The 1,515-nt window shown below is 41.9% G+C and carries 1 protein-coding gene; it reads left to right on the forward strand.

What is annotated here, in order from left to right; all coding sequences use genetic code 11:
• Nucleotides 1-217: 217 nt before the first annotated feature.
• On the forward strand, nt 218-1,515 hold a 1,298-nt coding region (istA, locus tag H5154_RS22690), incomplete at its 3' end, for an IS21 family transposase (protein ID WP_182719722.1).

Here is a 1,515-nt window from a genome sequence, read left to right on the forward strand (position 1 = left end):
TGCATATTCTCACCAGCTTTGATCACCCAATGGCATTAACTTTGATCGCTTATTCTCATTAAGCTTTGATCACGAAAATTACGCGATAATGATCACTTTTGTGTTCTTAATGATTTTGCCGATCAAAGCTTAATGCCACTCGTAACCGAGTTCACGTTTTATCATTTTTGTAGGTATGTTAAACCGTTATCTAAATCATTTGATGAGGATAACAATAATGTCAACAAGACCTATATCTATGAGTAAATTACATGCTATTTTACGGCTGAAATATTCAGCAAAATTATCCCATCGAGAGATTGCCAGAAGCTTAAATATCTCCCCTGGCACTGTGGCTAATTACGTTAAAAAGGCCAATGAGTTAGGGTTAAACCAATGGCCGTTACCTGACGATAAACAACACGGTACGTTTCTTAATACAAAAATCAGGGACTTCTCACCCCGTCAAAAAAGATACCCAACACCTGACTGGCTCACCATCAATAAGGATTTAAAGCAGCACAAACATTTGACGTTGCAGTTAGTATTCGATGAAATGCGTGAGAAAGTCGGTGAGCCTTATTACAGCTATAGCCACTTCTGCCGCGCCTATCGGGAATGGGTGGGGAAACAACGGTTGTCGATGCGGCAGCATCATAAAGGTGGTGAAAAGCTGTTTGTGGATTATTGTGGCCCCACACTGACCATCACGTGCCCCACAACGCAGGAAACACGGACTGCTCAAGTATTTGTTGCCGTGCTCGGCGCATCAAACTATACCTATGCTGAGGCAACGTATAGCCAGCAACTTGAAGACTGGGTGATGAGTCATGCCCGTTGTTTTGCGTTTTTAGGCGGTGTGCCTGAACTTGTTATTCCCGACAACTTAAAAAGTGCTGTTAGTAAACCCTGTCGCTACGAGCCTGATCTAAACCCCACTTATCATCAATTAGCCGAGTATTATAACGTCGCTGTCATACCCGCTAGACCTTATAAACCCAAAGATAAATCAAAGGCTGAAGTCGGTGTACAAATTGTTGAGCGTTGGATCATGGCACGTCTGCGTAACCAAACCTTCTACAGCTTAGCGCACCTAAATCAAGAAATAGCAAAGCTACTTGATGTAATGAACAATAAGGTGATGAAGCAATATCAACAATCACGTAAACAGCTTTTTGATAGGGTGGATAAAAGCGCATTAAAGCCATTGCCTGAAAAGCCCTATCACTATACACAAATCAAAACGGTGCGAGTACACATTGATTATCATGTTGAAATAGAAAAACATTATTACAGTGTGCCGTATCAGTGGGTTAAGAAACAATTACGCGCACACATAACCAATCAGCTAGTACAGCTTTATCATGACGATACCTTAATCGCACAGCATCCGCGCTCACATCATTTAGGTGGGCATACAACACAGTCTCATCATATGCCTCTGGCGCATCAAAAACAGCATGAGCAGTCACCGATAAATTTACGCTCATGGGCATTAAGTATTGGGGAGTATACCCACCAAGTTATTGAGTTACA

The organism is Pseudoalteromonas sp. SR44-5, assembly GCF_014163675.1.
In the GTDB taxonomy this organism is placed as follows: Bacteria; Pseudomonadota; Gammaproteobacteria; order Enterobacterales; family Alteromonadaceae; genus Pseudoalteromonas; species Pseudoalteromonas rhizosphaerae.